18 protein-coding genes and 1 tRNA gene are annotated in these 17785 nt (G+C 34.5%); 11 read left to right on the top strand and 8 right to left on the bottom strand.

Annotation, left to right across the window (positions count from 1 at the left end):
• Positions 1-2: 2 nt before the first annotated feature.
• Positions 3-1280, bottom strand: a complete 1278-nt coding sequence (gene fucP, locus AQF98_RS09470) for an L-fucose:H+ symporter permease (RefSeq protein WP_369816917.1) — start codon at positions 1278-1280, stop codon at positions 3-5.
• A 191-nt stretch (positions 1281-1471) separates the two neighbouring features.
• Between fucP and AQF98_RS09465 the strand changes: the two genes are divergently transcribed.
• Positions 1472-2332, top strand: coding sequence for an AraC family transcriptional regulator (locus AQF98_RS09465; protein ID WP_055131693.1), 861 nt, complete (start codon positions 1472-1474; stop codon positions 2330-2332).
• A 170-nt stretch (positions 2333-2502) separates the two neighbouring features.
• A tRNA-Lys gene (locus AQF98_RS09460) sits at positions 2503-2575 on the top strand.
• Between the two features lie 144 nt (positions 2576-2719).
• On the opposite strand, the gene AQF98_RS09455 is transcribed toward AQF98_RS09460, so the two are convergent.
• Positions 2720-4465 (bottom strand): S41 family peptidase, encoded by a 1746-nt coding sequence (locus AQF98_RS09455; RefSeq protein WP_055131692.1) that lies wholly within the window; start codon positions 4463-4465, stop codon positions 2720-2722.
• A 276-nt stretch (positions 4466-4741) separates the two neighbouring features.
• Positions 4742-5362 (bottom strand): NAD(P)H-dependent oxidoreductase, encoded by a 621-nt coding sequence (locus AQF98_RS09450; RefSeq protein WP_055131691.1) that lies wholly within the window; start codon positions 5360-5362, stop codon positions 4742-4744.
• A gap of 79 nt (positions 5363-5441) precedes the next feature.
• Here AQF98_RS09450 and AQF98_RS09445 point away from each other — a divergent pair, with 79 nt between their 5' ends.
• A complete protein-coding gene (locus AQF98_RS09445) occupies positions 5442-6335 on the top strand; it encodes a LysR family transcriptional regulator (protein ID WP_055131690.1) in 894 nt (297 codons plus the stop codon).
• Positions 6336-7000: 665 nt separating this feature from the next.
• On the opposite strand, the gene AQF98_RS09435 is transcribed toward AQF98_RS09445, so the two are convergent.
• The gene (locus AQF98_RS09435) at positions 7001-8386 is read right to left on the bottom strand and encodes a tetratricopeptide repeat protein (protein ID WP_055131688.1); all 1386 of its coding nucleotides are present in this window, start codon (positions 8384-8386) and stop codon (positions 7001-7003) included.
• Positions 8387-8619: 233 nt separating this feature from the next.
• On the opposite strand from AQF98_RS09435, the gene AQF98_RS09430 reads away from it, so the two are divergent.
• A complete protein-coding gene (locus tag AQF98_RS09430) occupies positions 8620-9336 on the top strand; it encodes a DUF3667 domain-containing protein (RefSeq protein ID WP_055131687.1) in 717 nt (238 codons plus the stop codon).
• A gap of 5 nt (positions 9337-9341) precedes the next feature.
• Positions 9342-9539: a hypothetical protein gene (locus AQF98_RS09425; RefSeq protein ID WP_055131686.1), complete on the top strand. Its 198-nt coding sequence runs from the start codon at positions 9342-9344 to the stop codon at positions 9537-9539.
• 97 nt (positions 9540-9636) lie between these two features.
• Here the strand turns inward: AQF98_RS09425 and AQF98_RS09420 are convergent, their stop codons facing one another.
• On the bottom strand, positions 9637-10902 hold the full coding sequence (locus AQF98_RS09420; RefSeq protein WP_055131685.1) for a sugar MFS transporter: 1266 nt from the start codon (positions 10900-10902) through the stop codon (positions 9637-9639).
• Positions 10899-11717 (bottom strand): N-acetylmuramic acid 6-phosphate etherase, encoded by an 819-nt coding sequence (murQ, locus tag AQF98_RS09415; RefSeq protein WP_055132103.1) that lies wholly within the window; start codon positions 11715-11717, stop codon positions 10899-10901. The genes AQF98_RS09420 and murQ overlap by 4 nt, the downstream gene beginning before the upstream one ends.
• 128 nt (positions 11718-11845) lie before the next feature.
• Here murQ and AQF98_RS09410 point away from each other — a divergent pair, with 128 nt between their 5' ends.
• The gene (locus AQF98_RS09410; RefSeq protein WP_055131684.1) at positions 11846-12868 is read left to right on the top strand and encodes a GntR family transcriptional regulator; all 1023 of its coding nucleotides are present in this window, start codon (positions 11846-11848) and stop codon (positions 12866-12868) included.
• Positions 12869-12931: 63 nt separating this feature from the next.
• On the opposite strand, the gene AQF98_RS09405 is transcribed toward AQF98_RS09410, so the two are convergent.
• Positions 12932-13795 (bottom strand): AraC family transcriptional regulator, encoded by an 864-nt coding sequence (locus AQF98_RS09405; RefSeq protein WP_055131683.1) that lies wholly within the window; start codon positions 13793-13795, stop codon positions 12932-12934.
• A gap of 263 nt (positions 13796-14058) precedes the next feature.
• Here AQF98_RS09405 and AQF98_RS09400 point away from each other — a divergent pair, with 263 nt between their 5' ends.
• The gene (locus tag AQF98_RS09400) at positions 14059-14406 is read left to right on the top strand and encodes a hypothetical protein (RefSeq protein ID WP_055131682.1); all 348 of its coding nucleotides are present in this window, start codon (positions 14059-14061) and stop codon (positions 14404-14406) included.
• Positions 14407-14531: 125 nt separating this feature from the next.
• Positions 14532-14909, top strand: a complete 378-nt coding sequence (locus AQF98_RS09395) for a hypothetical protein (RefSeq protein WP_055131681.1) — start codon at positions 14532-14534, stop codon at positions 14907-14909.
• Here the strand turns inward: AQF98_RS09395 and AQF98_RS22355 are convergent.
• Positions 14896-15018 (bottom strand): hypothetical protein, encoded by a 123-nt coding sequence (locus tag AQF98_RS22355; protein WP_255352925.1) that lies wholly within the window; start codon positions 15016-15018, stop codon positions 14896-14898. The two genes, AQF98_RS09395 and AQF98_RS22355, sit on opposite strands and share 14 nt — an antisense overlap.
• Positions 15019-15110: 92 nt before the next feature.
• Here AQF98_RS22355 and AQF98_RS09390 point away from each other — a divergent pair, with 92 nt between their 5' ends.
• The 3 genes from AQF98_RS09390 to AQF98_RS09380 all read left to right on the top strand — a co-directional run bounded on the left by AQF98_RS09390 (position 15111) and on the right by AQF98_RS09380 (position 17765).
• A complete protein-coding gene (locus AQF98_RS09390) occupies positions 15111-16217 on the top strand; it encodes a TlpA disulfide reductase family protein (protein WP_055131680.1) in 1107 nt (368 codons plus the stop codon).
• Positions 16218-16408: 191 nt separating this feature from the next.
• Positions 16409-16963 (top strand): RNA polymerase sigma factor, encoded by a 555-nt coding sequence (locus AQF98_RS09385; RefSeq protein ID WP_152969685.1) that lies wholly within the window; start codon positions 16409-16411, stop codon positions 16961-16963.
• Complete coding sequence (locus AQF98_RS09380) at positions 16956-17765, top strand: HEAT repeat domain-containing protein (RefSeq protein ID WP_055131678.1); 810 nt, start codon at positions 16956-16958, stop codon at positions 17763-17765. The genes AQF98_RS09385 and AQF98_RS09380 overlap by 8 nt, the downstream gene beginning before the upstream one ends.
• Positions 17766-17785 lie beyond the last annotated feature (20 nt).

Below are 17785 nucleotides of genomic sequence, written 5' to 3'. Positions count from 1 at the left end.
GATCAGTTTGCTAAGGGCAATTCTTTTTCTAGATTTACCGGTCTCCAGGTTTTCCAAGCAAAATAAAATACCACTAGGAAACATATAAATGGTACTACATAACCATATTGAATATTATGGGTAAGGTCTGAGATGTAGCCTAAACCCAAGGGCAATAATGCACCACCAACTATAGACATCACGATTAGTGAAGATCCTATTTTGGTATCTTTCCCTAAGCCGGTAATGCCCATTGAAAAGATAGTTGGAAACATAATTGACATGAAAAACGCAATACCTATTAAAGCATAGGCCGTAAGCATTCCTGTTCCGAAAATAGCAATTAAAGAAAGGAACATACTGATTGCCGCATACAACATCAATAAACGATGAGGGGCCACAAATTTCATGAAGAAAGTTCCTGCAAAGCGACCAATCATAAAGGCCAGTCCTGCTGCTGCTGCATACCAAGTCGCTTCTTTTTCGCCTAAATTAGCCGATACGGTAATGAAACGTACAAAAAAGCTCATTACACATACTTGTGCCCCCACATAAAAAAACTGTGCAATAATGGCCCAAACCAAATGTTTGTGTTTTAAAGCTTGGATGATGCTGGTGCGCTCTCCTTCTTTCTTGTCTTCTTTGATATCTGGAAGTTTGGTAAAAATAAATAAAACGGCTACTAGGATAATGACGATCCCTAAAATGAGATAAGGCCCCTTTACGCTACTGGCTTCTTCAATTAGGTAGGCTTCTTTAACCGCAGGTAACATTTTGGCCAATTCTTCATTTGTATGGTTAATACCAGATAAAATGAATTTACCTCCAATTATAGGCGCTAAAAAAGCAGCAAGTCCATTAAAAGATTGTGAGAAATTTAAGCGCTGAGTAGCGGTTTCTGGTGGCCCCAAAACAGTAACGTACGGATTTGCTGCTGTTTCTAAAAAGGTTAAACCACAGGCAATGATAAATAAAGCACCTAAAAAGAAGCTATATTGTCTAGTATCTGCAGCAGGCAAAAATAAAAAAGAGCCAATGGCAAATAAGGTTAGACCTAAAATGATCCCACTTTTGTAACCCCATTTGCGCATGATGTAACCTGCTGGTAAGGCCATTACGAAATAAGCAATAAAAACAGAAAAATCGACCAGAGCTGTTTCCAGATCGCTCAATAAGAATGCTTTTTTTAAGTGAGGGATTAAAATTGGATCGAGGTTGTGTACAAAGCCCCAGAAAAAGAAGAGGCTGGTCACTAAGATGAGGGCAAAGAGGTAATTTTTGCCTTTGGTTGGGTTCATCATGTTTTGGTCTATTTGGTTAGGTTGTGGTAAAAGGTACCAGTTTTAATGAAACAATACCCCTTCCCTATACAAATAAAACGATTGGGCCTTAGACTTCATTTAAAGATTTTGTCTAAATATTAAGAGATATTGTATTATTCTACTTAAATTCATTTCTAAATTGATGATAAGTTTAACTAATTCAAATACCATTGAAACCTCAGTTATTAAAGGTTGCTACAGACTTGATCCATTCTTTTAGTGCCCGTAGGGATAGGATTGCTGATACCAATAGCCATTGGCATTACCACCCAGAGGTAGAATTGATCTATTTTGAAAAAGGAAGTGGCATGCAGTTTATTGGTGATAGCATTCAAACTTTTAAAGATGGTGACGTGATGTTGGTAGGCAGTAATGTACCCCATTATTGGCGTTTTGATACCACAATTGAAGGTAATGGCGAGGTAGATGTAAAAGTGGTCCATTTTAAGGAAGATTTTTGGGGAAATGATTTTTTGACCTTACCAGAAAACGCAGCGCTTTTTGAGATTTTACAACAGGCAAAATTGGGAATTCAGGTATTGGGTGAAGAAAGGAAAGCCATTGCTCAATTGATTACGCAGGTAATTGCAAGTAATGGCAGTAGAAAACTGATCAATTTAATGGAGGCCCTCCTCGCTATCCAAAGCTGTAAGGAAAAGAGAAATTTAGTGTCTATCGGTTTTAAATATCATTTTCAGGCATCGGAAAAAGACAGAATCCATGCCATATACGAATATACGATTGCCAATTTTAAAGAGAAGATCAGTTTGGATACCATTGCAGGGATTGCCCAGATCAGTCCAAATTCATTTTGTAAATATTTTAAATCTCGAAGCAAAAAGACCTATTCTACCTTTTTAAATGAGATTAGGGTAAGCCATGCCTGCAAATTGCTAATGGATGGAAACCTGAATGTAAAGCAGATCTGTTACGAAAGTGGTTTTTATAATTTTGCCAGTTTCCACCAATACTTTAAAAACATTACAGGCAAAAGCCCTTTACAATATCAGAAATTGTATGCTGTAGCTTAAAATGGAACTATTTTAAGTCTATTTTTTAACCTGTAATTAACGATTTGATAATTAATTCCCTTATAAATCAGCAGGGTACGCAATGCTTTAAAAAAAACCTTGCATTGAAAGGAGCATAACCCTATATTTGCACCACTTTAAAACAAACGGTTAAACGTTTATTCAAAGTAGATTCCGTAGCTCAGCTGGTAGAGCATTACACTTTTAATGTAGTGGTCCTGGGTTCGAATCCCAGCGGGATCACAAATAATAAGTTAAAAAGAAACTAAAACCCTGCAATCATTTGATTTGCAGGGTTTTTTCTTTTACGGGATATATCAAAATATGCAATAAATTAGTGCCCCCTTAACAATTAATTGATATACAAGTTATACTCCTCTAAGAACATTACTTAGCATTAATATGCAATAAGTTTTTAAATACAAATTCTAGAACCGCATCCCTGTTTCCAAGTATGTCCTCAACAGAGTTTGATACCTGATAATTAGGAATAGCTCCTCTTTTCTGTATAATTGGGTTTATTGCATACACGCCATGGAAAAGCGGTATGGTTATGGCCGTTTCAGTATGGCCGCCCAATATTGATATTTTTTGAACACCATTACTTATACCTGCATATCCGGAAGTTTCACTACCGACCAAAATAGCATTCGTATATTCTTTTAGAAGTCCTGCAGCTGTGCCACCCGCTGAAAGCGTTCCACCATTAATGAGCACCACTAAATTTCCATTAAAATGATATTCATTAATTGGATCAAATTTCTCTAGTGCGATATCTGATTTTGTAACCTTAAAAGTTCCATCCATTTGCTGAGCCAGGCCAAAGTCTTCATCTAATCCAAGTTTAACGCCGGTTGCTTTCAAAAAGTAGTTATCATTCCCCAATGTAGTTATTTCTTTAGCTGGAATTATGGGCTTATCAATTAAGTATTGAAGTAAATAAGCGGCATTTTCTGCCTTACCACCACTATTATCTCTTAAGTCGATGATTAAGTTTTTAATTTTGTTAGCATAAATTTCTTTGAAACATTTTTTATAATAATCAGGAAAGGTATTTTGGGGTTCATTAAAACTGTCTTTGAAAAATCGATCGATTTTGAGAATTGCATGATTTCCATACTTATTAAGCGTAAAATTAAAAGCATCTGTCGATTGGATGGTTAATGGATAACGTTTTCCTTTGAGTGCCATGTAGTTTTGTTCAGAGATTGGTTCCACTTGTGCGGTTAAAATTTTGTTAGACTTATAATCACGGTAAGAAAGATTGTAGGACAATTTTTCTCCAAAGATCTGCGGATATAGTTTACCAAACAGATGGAAGTAAGAAACTCCTAATTTATGTAGTGTAGGAGATTCGCTGGTACCATCGGAAGAGAAATATTTCAAAGTTTCAGATAAAATCTTATTGCTTAAATAACCATCTATTGCCAGAATTTCAGAGCCTTCAGGGATTTGTAAATTACTCAAGTTGTTGACAATGAAAATGCGCTCATCTTTAACGTAAATTTGAAAGGGTAGCCATTTTTGATTAGCTATAATATCGCCCAAATGGTTAAAAGCCTTTACACTCGTATGGTCATCATGAATATTAGCAATCATTTGGAGTACAACCTTGTAAAAATCTGCAGCCTGCATAGGTTTGGAAGTTTCCAACATTAATTTGTTTACCATTTCTTCAAATTTCTCCGGGGATTGATTTGTGTAAAGGCCTGGATGTGTTTTGATAAGTGCATTTTTAAATTTATTGAGATCAGCTTGCATGGCTTCAGGCTGATAGATTATGGGTTGTTGTGCGATTACCGTTTGAGGTGTAAAGTTATTCTTGGTAAATAAAGATATGTCTCCGCCCTGGTTCACCGTCATTTCACCTTTGGAAGCATCAAATAACAACTCAATGCCAGCCTTATAATACAAGAACTGATCTTTGGCACCGGCCTCCAATGGAAAAGCGTTCTGCCCGGTTGCTTGGGCTATTAGCGTCGTATTATTTTTGCTGATGGTTATTTTGATCGACGATTTTTTGCTGCTGTAAATGCCTAGGTAGCTGTCTAAGGGAGGCATCATGATGGTTTGTGCCGCTACGCCAAAGGTAAATTTGATAAAGATTGCTAAGAGTATAAAGAGTTTTTTCATTATAAAGGCTTTCTAATAAGACGAATATAATATAAAAGGCATCACCATTAACAAACTTTCCGGATGTAAACGCTAAAAATTGAACTAAGTTCATATCCCAACGGAATCACGAAAAGCCTCACAGAAATGTGGGGCTTTTTTGTTTAAAAGATATTAAAAACCGTAATTCTGAAAGAATAATAAGTTATTTCAAATCATCTTACACCATACAAACTGGTGCCCAATTGTAATCGGCAAATTTGGGCACCAATTGAGCGAGATGCTGAAACATTAGTATTAATTTGGAAACCATCTATCAATCAAAGTTTTTATTTCCAATTTCGCATTTTCAAGAATTGAATTTAATTGGTCTCTATTTTGGTCAACCCCAAAAGCTGAAATCTGTTCTGAAGAAATACCCATAAAATCAAAATTTTGTTTGATTGTTGCTGAAGCAAATTCCTTGATCTTATCGGAATTATTATAATCGAATCCACCAACTACTATTGATAAAGCTTTTTTATCTTTACAAAGACCACTAAAGCCTGTTTCAGGGTTAAAAGAAAATGTCTTATCACTAACAACAATAGCATCTATCCAAGCCTTTACTGTTGCTGGCATTGTAAAATTGTAAATAGGAAAAGCCAATACAATATGATCAACTGCAATAACTTCATCTATAAGTTTATGATGATTAGATAGCGTTAAGAGTTCTATTGCTGAAAAGTCTCTTTTACCCCTATTCCATTCCATTATTAAATTCAAATTTTTCTCTAATAATAATTCTGGTGGGGTTTCAGCTAAATTTAAATGTTTGATTTCTGTTTTTCCTTTTGCTAGTTCCACAAACTCATCAAATAAAATTTGGGTGTAAGAGCCTTTTCTAGGCGTATAATTTATTACCAATGTTTTTGTCATTTGTTCTTTTTTTTACAAACATAGAGTCAACACATTAATAATTTTAATTATTTTTGTTTACTTATTTATAATATATGTTATGATTAATTTAGAGTGGTTGAGAACATTCAGCGCTATATATGAATGTAAAAATATAACAGAAGCTTCAAAAAAATTAAACATGACTCAACCTGGAGTTAGTAAACATTTATCTGCCCTAGAAAGCCATATTGGAAAAAAACTATTTGAAAGAACTACTCGGAAATTAGCACCTACCGAATATGGAAAATTTTTATATTCACAAATTAATAATCCATTAAGTGAATTAGAAAAAGTAGAATACTATTCAAGTCAAAGAACAAAAAAACAACGGTCTGCAATAACAATTGGCTGTACCACAGATTTTTTCAAGAAAGAATTAATACATCACATTTATACTTTTGACATGTATATAGTGACCCAATTTGGAAATGAAAAAGAATTGATTGAAGCTCTTGAAATGGAAAAAATTCAATTATTGGTTGGCATAAAAAAACACGATACTTACGACCATCAATTCACCTACTTAAAGCATGAAGAGTTAGAATTAATTTGCTCCAATTCTATTGTTATTCCAGAGCATATTGAAAAAAATGATAAGCAATTCATCACATGGCTACAAAAGCAAACTTGGTTTACCTATGACAATAACCAAAATGATATAAAAAAGTTCTGGGATTCTAGATTTAATACTCATCCTAGAATAGTTCCAAGATATATTTTACCCTCTTATTTGGGCATCATAGAAACTTTAAAAAATAATAGTGGATTTAGTATAGTTCCTAAACATTTATGTGATGAAGAGTTAGACAAAAATTTAATTAAAGCACCAATTAAGTCTTCTAAAATAATAGAGCAAAAACTATTTTATTCATTCAAACTGAAGAATAATAACTTGAAAGAAATTAACCTTTTTATAGAGCAAATGAAAAAAACTAATTTATCACCTTACTAAATTAGTTTTTAAGAACACAACTCATTTAGTATCGATTGGATTAATAAGTCATTATCCCAGCGGGATCACGAAAAGCCTTACAGAAATGTGGGGCTTTTTGCTTTATGCTATTATTTGAGTTTTTTTCAAATAGCATTACAACCAATCTTCATGTATCTCTTAAACCTGTACCATTGAAAAATTAGAAAACTAAAAAAGGGAATGATCATGGCCAACACGTACTTTAAATCTGCTGGCCATCTATTGAAAGTTATAGGTATAATGATAAAACCACAGATTGTGGGGAAGAGAAAAAATGAAAGCAGATTTGAAACTGTGTTTTGCCTAACTTTTTTATTCAGATTAAGAAAAACAGTAAAAAAGCTAAAAGATAAAGCCATTGAAATTAAAGTGCATACCAATTCAGTAAAGTAAGGCATGTAATGTTTCAAATGATCAGTTCTGTAAATTTCAATTAAATGCACCAATAGAAATGTAGCTATCGCAGTTGTTAGAAAAGTAATAATCCAGATCTTTAACAAGTGTTTTTTAATCATATCGTGTTAAAGCAATTTCTATAGTTTTGACTGAGTTTATTGATCAATTCGATGTATGTACCGATAAGATTAAATATACAAAAAAATAGCGATATAGTAGTTTTAGATTGATCGCAACCAGCTATTTGTTTATTGAACCTGTAAATAAGAGTCCCACCATTCGTTAGGTTTGATATGCATCTGGTTGGCAGGGTCCTGTATCCAATAAGTATTGTCAACATAGAGTTTATAAGCATACTTGCCTGAAGGAATATGAAGCGTACATATCCATTCACCGTCCTTCTTCACAAATAGGTTGGCTTTTGGATCATAATTATTAAATGTACCTGCCAAGGCAATGGTTTCAGCTCCTTGCATGCCTTTTATGCTAAAAGTAACCATGTTTTGCTTTGGCCCAAATAGATTGAGGTAATAATTGGAAGGGTTGACTTCTTTTATCAATTGATACAGCTGATTTGCTTTCTCCTTTTTTCCACTACGGATGTAGGCATTTGCGAGTGCTACTTTTGCCCTTTCTGAATTAGGGTAATAGCTGAGATTAGTTTCTAACAGCTTTTCTGCGTCTGTTATGCGATTGCTATCTATCAACTGATAACCTAATGTTTCCAGGTCTTTCTCTGTAAATTGATAAGCCGCTTGATTTGATTTTCTTTGTTGTTGGTAGCTTTTAATGGCAGCCGAGATCCCCTCCTTTTCATACGTATTTTTGATTTGATCAAATACAGTTTTTGGGAATAGCGCTTTTATTTCTATATTCTGACGTCCTTTTTTAAGCAATTGAAGTAAATCAATTTTTTTAGAAACAGTATAATCATGGCGCTGATATAAATAAATGGTTTTATTTTTCAGATCACATACTTGACTGTAAACCGTACTGTTGTCGGTTTCTCGTTGTGCAGTAGCATCGAGTATTTTAGTGAAATCCCCTACTGTTACTGGGCTATTGTTAAGCATATGGTAAGCCGTTTTTCTGCGCCAGCATTTAAAATCAGCATTTTTTGCATCTTGGAGATTATAATTGGTCAATACATATTTTTTATCGCTCGGATGGATCGTATAGCTTGCATTGACAATGGCATAATCACCTGTACGATCGGCGATCATGATCTGCGCTTTTTGCTGCCAAGTAAGGTTATAGCGATTAAAAAGCGCTAATGCTTCTTTTACCGTACTACATTCTTGTAATATTTTCTCTAGAATATATCCTTCAAAATCAGGTTTTATAGGGTTTTTTACCATGTTTACTTCCTGTGGAAGAGCAGCTGCATCATAGAAAAGCCCTTGGTCATTCATTCCTCCTTCTGGATATTTTTCTTCAAATCCCCAGAAAACGTAACCTTTCTTTTGCTGTGTTGCAGGTCTTACCCACAAAAAAGTTCTTTTTAATGGAGAATAATCCTCGTTATTTCCAACTAAGATATGCTTGCCATCGTTAGCAATGAAAATTGTGCAGGAGAAAGCAGGAATAAGGTTTAAGGAAAGTACTCCGATCAGAAAGATGATTGTTCTTTTCATTTTTTGTAATTAATGTTGGGTGGGTGGCAGAAAGATGATCATTTACTCCCCATTGATAGGTATAACAGTAAATAAAGATAAATATTTTGATGTTGCTTTAATTAAGCTAATCTTACTTAATGTTTATAATAATTTCATGAAGCAATAATCTGAATCCAATACACAGTTGAAATATTTGTTTAATTTTGGTTTATTCGTAACCGACAAAGTAATTAACGACTGACAGACAAATTATGAATTGCAAAAATTGCAATGTAGAAGTGAATCTAAACTATTGTGCCAACTGTGGACAACCTGTTAAACTCAAACGGATTAGTGGACATTACATTATTCACGAAATTGAGCACATTTTACACTTTGAGAAAGGCATACTCTATACTATTCGAGAATTACTAACAAGACCTGGAGAAAGTGTTCGGCATTTTGTAGCTGAAAACAGGAACCGATTGGTTAAACCAATTATTTTTATCATTATTACCTCTCTAGTTTATACACTTGTCAATCACTTTTTTCATATTAAAGATGGATATGTGAAATTTGACGAAGTGGAAAAATCTTCAGCTGGGTTAATTTCAGACTGGGTTAAAGACCATTATGGCTATTCGAACCTAATTATGGGGATGTTTATTGCCTTTTGGTTGAAAGTCTTTTTTAAAAAGTACGACTATAATTTCTATGAAATTTTGATACTGCTTTGTTTTGTAATGGGCATGGGAATGTTGGTTATGGCTGTTTTTGCGCTGTTTAAAGGGCTCACAAACATTGACTTAATGCAAATAGCAGGCATGGTATTTATTGTTTATGGTACTTGGGCTATCGGCCAATTTTTTGACAAGAAAAAAGTAATGAACTATGTGAAAGCATTGGTTTCTTATCTATTAGGAATGATTAGTTTTTGGCTCTCTGTAGTGCTTTTAGGCGGATTAATCGACTTTGTCATCAAACATTAAAAAATATGGAAAAGAAAAAAGCAACATCCTTTGTATTTTGGATTGTGGCAATCATTTTAGGAGTAACATTGTATGAACAATTCGACTTTCAAAATTTTAAATTTGAAAAACCTGCATTAGCTGTTGTTTACATCATCGTTTTTGTGGCTTGTGTTTTCTTTATCATCAAAAATGCTAGAGAAAATAAAAAGAATCAAGAGTAATCATCCCATATTCTCAATTTGAAATTAATAAATAAGCCCATTGAAATAATTCAATGGGCAAGAGTGCTAATTTTTGAATGTATGATTAATTATTATTCTAAGTTTTTGAGTTAGATGGTTGATAGAAAAAATAATAAATATTAAAAAGATAACATGGAATGAGCACCAGATAAGCAATCTGATTATTAAAGGAATGAGAAATCCAACCATAAAGCAAAGGCAATAATGCCCCTCCGGCAATACCCATAATTAATATTGCTGAAGCCTTATTTAATTGTTTTCCAGTAAGTGTTTTCAGTGCTTTTGGCCAAATAGCAGGCCATAATAAGGCATTGGCAAAACCTAACAATGCCACAGCAGCAATAGAGGTTGTACTGGGACTAAAAAGAATGACCATTGTAAGTACCATTGCCAAAAGGTTTGACAATAAAAAGGCTTTTTCTTGACTTACATATTTGGGAATGATTACCACACCGATGATATAACCCGTCATCATCGCTGCTAGTGTATAAGAGGTTAAACTTTTAGCAATATCTAAGCTCAAATTATGGTAAAGACCATAATTCCCTATCGTATCTCCAGCAATAACCTCAACACCAACAGTGCAAAATATAGCCAAAAATCCTAATGAAAAACTTTTCACTTGCTGGCTTGTCAGAGATTTTTTGTGGTCATCTTCTTTCGAGCTTTCGGCTTGCAGAGGAGGAAGCTTAGGGTACTTTAAAAGCCAAGCAATCAATATCAGAATTGCTGTTAAAACCATATAAGGTAAAATTACCCCACGAGCCAGTTCATCCAATCTTTCCTGTTTTGCTAAACCACTAAGACCTTTTAATTCGGAGATCAACAAATCTGATTGATGCAGCAGGATTGCTCCTAAAATTATTGGTGCAATAACACCTGCAAACTTATTACATATGCCCATTATACTAATTCTCTGGGCAGCTCTTTCTGGTGGTCCGAGCAGGGTAATGTAAGGGTTAACTGCGGTTTGTAATAAGGTTAATCCCGTACCAACAATAAACAGCCCTAGAAGAAATAAAGGAAACATTCTGGTCAAGGCGGCTGGTACAAATAACAAACAACCGAATGCCATTATAAGTAAGCCTATCCTCATTCCACTCACCATCCCTGTACGTTCCAGAAATTTTCCAGATGGCAAAGCCATTACCGTATAAGAAATGTAAAAGGCAAAAACAACCAGGTAAGCCTGCCATTCTTCCAGTTCGCATGCTATTTTAAGGTATGGAATTAATGTACCATTTACCCATGTTAAAAAGCCAAATATGAAGAAGAAACCACCTATTGTGATGACCTGAGCAGTATAGTTTTTTTCTTTTAATGGTAGAGATACATTTGTCATAATTGCTTGGTTATTTTTAAAGCTTCCTGAACACTTCCATATCTGATTAACATTGCTTTTGCTTTTTCATAATCTTCAATACCTGTCCTATCCATTAACATTTTGGTACCCCTGTCTATCAATTTCTGATTGGTGATCTGCATATTTACCATTTTGTTATCATCAACCCTTCCAATGCCAATCATAGCTGCAGTAGAGATCATGTTCAATATTAACTTTTGTGCAGTGCCACTTTTCATTCTTGTGCTACCAGTAATAAATTCTGGTCCTACAACCACTTCTATTGGAAAATCAGCAAATGCAGAAATAGGACTATTTGGATTGCAAACAATTGATCCAGTAACAATGCCCATCTTTTGAGCTTGTTTTAAAGCACCTAGTACATAAGGTGTCGTTCCGCTCGCCGCTATACCAACAACTACATCTTTTTGTGTAGGTTCATAGTTATTCAAATCTGCCCATCCTAATTGCTCACTATCTTCAGCATTTTCAATACCAAATCTTAGTGCCTTGTCTCCACCAGCTATAATGCCTATAACTAGATGAGAAGAAACCCCAAATGTTGGTGGACACTCACTAGCATCTAATACACCCAATCGTCCGCTGGTACCTGCTCCGATATAAAAAAGCCTCCCTCCTGATAAAAGCCTTTCTTTAATGATATTGACCAAGTTTCCAATTTGTGGGAGATGTTGTTTTATAGATTCAGCAACTGTAGCATCTTCTGTATTGATATTATTCAATAGCTCAACTGTCGACATTTTTTCCAAGTGCCTATATTTCGATGGCATCTCTGTAGTTTTTTCCAAATTCATCTGATAATGCAAGTTATTTATATTATGTACTGGTATATACTGGTACATACAAAACAATATTAAATATAAATTACATTAATCCAAAATATTTTTTAATGATAACTATGTAGAAGTTATATATTTGGCATATGAAAAATGCTTTGAATGAGCAATCCCTAATCAAAATCAATGCTCAGGAATCGACACCTATTTATAAACAAATAGTGCAATCCATTCGTGATGCGATTACTTCTGGCAAACTGAAACAGGGCGATACCCTACCTTCGGTTAATCATATTGCAGCAGCATTTTCTATTGCAAGGGGATCAATATTTAAAGCTTATAATGATCTTCGCAATACAGGTACTATCGACTCTATACCAGGAAAAGGGTATTTTGTAACCAACGATAACTTTACACCTGATAAAAATATATTTTTACTACTCAGTACATTTAATCCTTACAGAGAGGTCTTGTTTAATGCATTTATTAACGAGATAAAAGCCAAAGCAACAGTTGACATCTATTTTCATCATCATAATGTTAAGGTTTTTGAAACATTGATCAAGAACCACTCGGCCTATTACAATACTTTTGTTGTAATGCCGGTACTTCATAAAGATACCAAGAAGATATTGACAGAGCTTGACCAAAAGCGATTATACCTACTAGATTCAGGAATGAAAGAATTAGGGAATAAATACCCTTATGTGTGCCAGAATTATGAAAAAGACATCTATAATTTCTTTGAAAGTTATAAAGAACGATTGAACAATTATAAACGTGTAGTATTACTTTTCTCTAGTAATTCGCGCTCCTATGATGTGATTACCGGCTTTGAGAATTTCTTTAAGCATTCGGCCATTCCAAGTATTGTAGAAAGGGAAACTGTAGGTTATAAATTAAGAAAAGGTGATCTTTATATTATCAACGATGATAACGACCTGGTTCATATTATCACTACTGCAAAAATGAATGGTTGGGTTTTAGGCAAAGATTTGGGAATAGTTTCTTATCATGAAACCCCATTAAAAAGTATCATTGCCGAAGGAATTACCACAATAACAAGCGATTTTGGTAAAATGGGTACTGATATGGCAAAGATGGTTTTAAACAACAAAAGAGAAAAGATAGCAAACCCTTTCTTAACCATTGAGCGAAATTCTTTTTAAGTGATAAGTTAGCGGTTAGAATCTCCTTTGATTACAATTTGATTCTAACTACACATGAGGTTGTTATGATTTAATTAATCGTGCAGATCGAGCAGTATTTCTAAAATCTGAGGGTGAGAAACCACTATTTTTTTTGAAAAAATTTGAAAAATAGGACACATCGTCAAAGCCAAGCTCAAAAGTAATGTGCTTGATAGATTTATCGGTATAACAGAGCAACCTTCTAGCCTCTATGGTAATGCGCTCTTGAATAATTTGTGAAGGTGGCTTCTGATTAAAAATGGCAAAAAGATTGGAAAGTGTTTTAGGCGATTTGTAGAGCTGACCTGCATAAAAATGAACGGAGTGCTCGGTTCTGAAATTTCCCTCTACCAAAAGATTGAATTTTCTAATGATGTGAAATCTCGCATCTTCCATTTTTTTGATTGGATGATAGCTTAATTTAGCCAATTGCGTAATATAGATGATCAATCTTTTTAACAATACCAACAACATCTCATTCTGGATATGGTCTGAAGTTTTAAATTCTTCAAGAAAAACATCAGAAAGCAGTTTTAACTTTTGCTGGGCCAAATTGTCTAGCTTAACAAATAGATGATCTGTACTGCTAAAAAGAAAGCCCACACAACTTACTTCACTATCATGATCAATGATACAATAAAATTCCCTATTGAATTGCCATGCTAGGAGCGTTTCTGAATTTTCAAAACTAAAGGTCTGATTGAACAGCAGCGTAAGCAAGGTATTGGCCGGAAACTGATGTTCAACCCCATCAATTGTAACGATTTGGCTTGCAGCATTGTTCCAAACTATGGTAAAGTATTTATTAAATCTATCTCTGGTAAATGATAACCGATCAAATCCAGCTTCTTCTTTGAAAAGGATCAGCTCTCCTTTGGTGTTTTCATCTTTTACTTTAAGATTCATATATACATTATAGATTTACAAGTGCAATTACCAAACTAAAATACAAAATACTTGCAAAGCACATCAGCTATTGTTCTAAAACTTTAAAAGATAAAACCTGGCTTGCTTTAAGTTTTATAGCATTAGCCTGATGGTTAGTAAAAGTAGTTGATAACCAGTTGTTTTGTGCTGTTTTGAAGGGTGCAAATTTTATTTAAAATTTGTCGTAAATTGAACATATTTACATCAAATTTCTCAATTTTATAAACCAACACAAACAGCTAATGAAAATATTGATCACTATACTTGGACTTTTGAATGGTGGATATATGCTTCTTGATGGCATATATGTAATGATAAATGGTAAATATATTGGTCCTGAGAAACCAGGGCCATGGGCTAACCTATTTTATAAGCTAGACATAGATGTATTTAAACTTGGTCCAGTTTTTATCCTTTACGGATTACTATGGTTAATTTGGATCTATGCCCTGCTAACTGCACAGAGTTGGGGTTATATTTTTGGGCTAGCACTTGCAGTACTTACGCTCTGGTACCTACCTATTGGTACTTTAATCGCTGCACTAACATTCATAGCCCTGATCATTTCAAAGGCTAAACTTGGCTTTTAATGAACGAGTTAAGGTAATAGCCTGTATGACCAATTGGGCATGAAAATATTTTTATCCTAAGGTGTAAATACTATTGGGTAAAAATGCTTCGTTTATCGTGGTATACAATTTAATGTAAAGATAAAATGACCAAGTATTTTATAGTTGTTTGCGGTGTGATTTGTTTGATTTTCTCTGCCTGTACAAAGAAAATAACCAATACTAAAGAGAAGAGAATTAAAGATGGAGCAACAATTGAAATTGGAGCTGTACTTCCAGAAATACTTTCCATCAAGAACGATACCGCAAGTATTGTATTAGCTCCACGTGCCCAGTATTTTTTCATTGACCTAGGGTTAAAAGGAAGCGCCCAAAACATTAAATTGATTAAAGAGGCTAAACGTTTAGCTATTCCTGTGCGTGCTACAGTATTTAAAGATAATGGCAACGAAATTGCTCAAATCTATCCAGCCACTGAAGAGGAAATAAAAAATTACCAAAAAGCGAAACTCAAGAATGAGTAGTTAAGCCCCAAAACATCTTTTTTTTTACTGCAATGGTATCCTTATAGATGATGGGTATTTCTCCTTTCCATCTATTCAAGAGCCTGCTGTCTATTATCAATTGTTCCATCGATTGTGATACGTTAATGCAACATTATTTCTGAACCAGCGACTTGCTGGTAAAACAGATCTCTATTAATTAATTCACAACTAGGGTAATATATGAAAAGAAACAAAATAAGTTTGGTATTGGCGCTATTGCTGTCATCGCATTTATTGCAGGCGCAAACCGCAAAATCATTTAGGTTACAAGGTAAACTTCTGGCAAGTGCAACAGGTTATATCTACCTTTATTATCCAGAGACAGATGGGCGTTGGAAACTAGATAGCAGTTTGCTTGATAAAGGGAATTTTGTTTTTAAGGGGGGCATTGCAACACCAACCATAGCTAGACTTTCTTATGCAAAGAGCATGACACAGGTTATTCTGGAGCCTGTACCTATGCAAGTGTTGATCAAAGATAGAGATGACCTAACGAGGCTTTCTATGACAGGTTCAAAATCGCAACATGAACTTAATGAGCTGAACATTTCCCTCCAAAAAATAGAAAAAAGATGGAAAAGGGTAATCGATACTTTAATGGCAGTAAACAAACGGAGTAATGTTGCTTATCAAACCTTAAAAGATTGGGTACTCGACCCCTACTTTAAAGAAGTAGAAGAAACTAACCATCACTTCATTAATAAATATCCTTATTCCTTTGCATCAGCTTATATTCTACAGGTTTTTGCAAGAGAGCTGGGTACAGACAGTCTTCAATATTTTTACAATAGATTTCCAGCAGCAGTTAAACAAAGTAGGTATGGAAAAAACATAGCTCAGCAGTTAGCAGAAAGAAAATTGGGCATTCCCGGGGTGATGGCTCCAGCATTTGCAAAAGAAGATATCAATGGCAAAAAATTATCACTTACAGATTTGAAGGGGAAATATGTATTACTTGATTTTTGGGGTTCCTGGTGCGTTCCCTGTCGTAAAGGAAATCCACATTTAATCAAATTATACGAAAAGTATAAAAATATGGGGTTTGAGATTATCGGTATTGCTGCAGATGATAGGACACCAGATGCATGGCGTAAGGCTGTTGCCGATGATAAACTCCCTTGGTTACAGGTATTGCAGGGCGATACACCATTAACAGCTATTTCCGTATCATATAATGTAACAGCGTACCCTACATCGATATTGATTGATAGAGAAGGAAAGATTATTGGGCGTTTTAGCGAAGACCATACACCGCTTGATACTATGCTTGAAAATATTTTCAAATAACCCATCCTACCAGATCAGAATAATTCATTTTTAAATGAAATGACTGTAACTTAATCTATAATTTGATCAACTATTTTTTTGGCCATAATTTTTTTGAAAAAATATATCAAACTGATGCAACAATAATCCACTCACTGCGACTACCCTATAAACAACTAATTTTATTTTTACGCAAGAATACACCATTGACATTGAAAGTAGAAAAAAACGACCATGAACTCATAGCGATGTGCCAAGCTAACGATGATCTGGGCTATAGTGGATTATACAGAAAATATGCCAAGGGGATTTACAATTCTATACATCGAATTGTTTCACATACTGCCGAAGCTGAAGATATTTTACAGGAGACATTTCTAACTACTTTCAAAGATATCGACCGCTTAACTACTGTAATGAGTTTTGAAGCATGGGCAAAAAGGATTGCCATCAATAAATCCATAACCCATTTAAGAAGAAAGAAAATTCAGTTTACGGAGATGGATTTTGTAGAGATAGCAGCAGAAAAGGAGTACGACCCTAGTGAACATGAAATATTTGAGAGCAAAATGGAAGATGTACGGAACAGTATAGAAAAGCTACCACCAGGTTATAAAACAATTGTATGCCTCTATTTATTTGAGCAGATACCACAAGAAGAAATAGCAGTGATGTTAGCAATATCACACAATACGGTAAGAACACAGTACCATAGAGCCAAGAAAAGAATTTTATTATCATTAAAAGATAAAGTATATCATGAATGATCAATTAAAAAAATATGTAGAAGCGAACAGAGAAGGCTTTGATCATCTAGAACCTTCTGAAGCTATCTTTTTTAGGATAAAGGATGAGCTAAAAGCATCACCTAAAAAGAAAAAACCTTTAATACAATTGTTGATTAACCATAAATGGATGGCGGCAGCTTCTATTTTAATCATCATGTCAATTACCTATCTGTTATTTACAAATACAGCTAAAGATCAAAGTGCTGGTCATTTGCAGTTAGCAGGTAAAAAACAACCTCAGGCAGTTATCGAAGAAAAAATAGCAAAAGGTAAAGTGGCAAGTAGTGCCCTAAAAAACGAGCAGCACACCACCAATAATTTTGAGGTAGCAATCTCTCCTATCAAGAAAAATGAGCGAGCCCGTAAAAGTGCACACCAACCGACAGATATGGTTGCCATATACCGCAATCTAACAGATAGCAGTTCGGCAAGTAACCGTTTAACGGCGGTACTTAAAATCCAAGAAACTAAAATCATCAACAATCAGATCATAGATGAGTTGACAAAAACTTTAAATCATGACTCTAACAGTAATGTACGCTTGGCTGTTTTAGAACTACTGAGCAAATATGCACAAGACAATTATGTGGTTAAAGCATTTGTAAAATCGTTAATTAGCCAAAAAGACCCATTGGTACAGGTTGAACTCATTAACCTACTAGCCAGAACCAATGATGCTAAACTTGATGAAAAATTATATGCACTTGCCAATGACCCAACCACTGCTGGCATGGTGAAAGACCAAGCCTATCAAGTACTATTGAACCAAAGTAAACTTTAAAATTTAACATATTATATAAA

The sequence above is a fragment of the Pedobacter sp. Hv1 genome (genome assembly GCF_001412215.1).
Taxonomy (GTDB): domain Bacteria; phylum Bacteroidota; class Bacteroidia; order Sphingobacteriales; family Sphingobacteriaceae; genus Pedobacter.
Note: the sequence above shows the minus strand (reverse complement) of the source record. Positions and strands in the feature narration are given on the sequence as shown.